The organism is Streptomyces sp. NPDC059456 (assembly GCF_042750055.1).
In the GTDB taxonomy this organism is placed as follows: domain Bacteria; phylum Actinomycetota; class Actinomycetes; order Streptomycetales; family Streptomycetaceae; genus Streptomyces.
Genome location: NZ_JBHYVA010001041.1, coordinates 1 through 1888, shown reverse-complemented (window position 1 = coordinate 1888; position 1888 = coordinate 1). Strand labels below are relative to the sequence as shown.

At 77.6% G+C, this 1888-nt stretch carries 1 protein-coding gene and 2 pseudogenes; 2 read left to right on the top strand and 1 reads right to left on the bottom strand.

What is annotated here, in order from left to right:
• Positions 1-777: GNAT family N-acetyltransferase (locus ACFXA3_RS41940; RefSeq protein WP_385196676.1), on the top strand; the 777-nt coding region annotated here is incomplete at its 5' end.
• A pseudogene (locus tag ACFXA3_RS41935) lies at positions 774-1304 on the top strand (lysophospholipid acyltransferase family protein); the annotation flags it as partial. The gene ACFXA3_RS41940 and the pseudogene ACFXA3_RS41935, both read left to right, overlap by 4 nt.
• 351 nt (positions 1305-1655) lie before the next feature.
• On the opposite strand, the pseudogene ACFXA3_RS41930 reads toward ACFXA3_RS41935, so the two are convergent.
• Positions 1656-1790 (bottom strand): annotated as a pseudogene (locus tag ACFXA3_RS41930) (hypothetical protein); the annotation flags it as partial.
• Between the last annotated feature and the right edge of the window lie 98 nt (positions 1791-1888).

Genomic DNA, 1888 nt, shown 5'->3' with positions numbered 1-1888 from the left:
GCCGTCCCCGCGGCCGCACCCGTCACGGCACCCGCAGCCCTCCCCACCACACCCCGCTACGCCGTCCGCCTCGCCCGCAACGAGGACGAGGTCCGCGCCGCCCAGCGCCTGCGCCACCAGGTCTTCGCCGGAGAACTCGGCGCCCGCCTCGACGGACCCGAGCCGGGTCTCGACTCCGACGCCTTCGACGCGTACTGCGACCACCTCCTCGTCGTCGAGGAGGAGACCGTGCAGGTCGTCGGCACCTACCGGCTCCTGCCCCCCGAGCGCGCCGCCGTCGCCGGCCGCCTCTACTCCGAAGGCGAGTTCGACCTCTCCGCCCTCGCCCCGATCCGCCCCGACCTCGTCGAGGTCGGCCGCTCCTGCGTCCACCCCGACCACCGCAACGGCGCCGTCATCGCCCTGATCTGGGCCGGCCTCGCCCGCTACATGGACGGCTCCGGCCACAACTGGCTCGCCGGCTGCTGCTCGATCCCCCTCGCCGACGGCGGGGTCCTGGCCGCCGCCACCCGCGAGAGCGTCCTCACCCGCAACCTCGCCCCCGAGGAGTACCGCGTCACCCCCCACCTCCCCTGGAACGCCGAAGGCATCACCTTCCCCGCCCGCACGGAACTGCCCCCGCTGCTCCGCGGCTACCTGCGCCTGGGCGCCTGGGTGTGCGGCGAGCCCGCCCTCGACGCCGGGTTCGGCTGCGCCGACCTGTACGTCCTGCTCTCCCTGCGGCGCACCAACCCCCGCTACCTCAAGCACTTCCTCTCGCTCGTCCCGGCCGCATGAGCGTCTGGCTGCCCACCTCGCCCTGTACCCCCGAGGCCTGCGCCGGCCACGAGGGGAACAGCGCGAGTCCCGCCCGCGCGGTGCTCCGGCTCACCGCCGCAGCAGCCCTGGTCCTCCTCGGGATCCTGGGCTTCCAGCCGGTCCGGCTGCTCCCCGACCGCCCCCGCCGAGCGCTCGTGCGGACCTGGGCGACCGCCCTGGTCCGCTCCTTCGGCCTCCGCCTCACCGTGCACGGGAACCCCGGCCCGGCCGGCGGCCGGCTCATCGTCGCCAACCACGTCTCCTGGCTGGACATCGCACTCGTCGCCGCCGTCATGCCCTGCCGGATGCTGGCCAAGAGCGACATCCGCCACTGGCCGCTGCTCGGCCCGCTCGCCCGGCAGAACGGCACCCTCTTCATCGAACGCGACCGGATCCGCGCCCTCCCCGACACCGTCGACGCCCTCACCGGCGCCCTGCTCGCCGGCGACCGCGTCACCGTCTTCCCCGAAGGCAGCACCTGGTGCGGGCGCGCCCGGGGCACCTTCCGGCGGGCCGCCTTCCAGGCCGCCCTGGACGCCCGGGTCCCCGTACAGCCCGTACGGATCGCCTACCGGCTGCCCGACGGGCGCCCCGCCGGGGCGCCCGCCTTCGTCGGGGACGACCCGCTGACCGCCTCCCTGTGGCGGATCGCCCGCGCCCGGGGGGTGCGGGCCGAGGTACGGCTGCGGGCCCCGGTGCCCCCCGGGCGCCCCCCCGCCCCGCGGGGCCCCGCGGCCGCGGGGCCGGCGGGCGGCGCCGCGGGCCCCCGACCCCCCCCCCCCCCCCACGGCCAGTGCGCCGCTCCCGGTGGTGACCAGCTCGCCGCCGACCACCACCAGATCGCCCAGGTCCGTCAGCTCCCGCCACGCGGCGCGCGGCCGGCCCGTGGCGCGGTCGCCCGCCAGCAGGATCTGGATGTCCTCGGACCCGTCGCGCAGGGTGGCGAACTCGACGTCCCGGTGATCGCGGCGGCTGGCGATCCGGCCGCTCACGGTCACCGCGACGCCGGTCCGGGTGCGCGGCGGCAGGGCGCCGTGGCGCTCGCGGAGGTCGGCGACGCGCGCGCCGGCCGGCCGGGCCGGCGGGTACG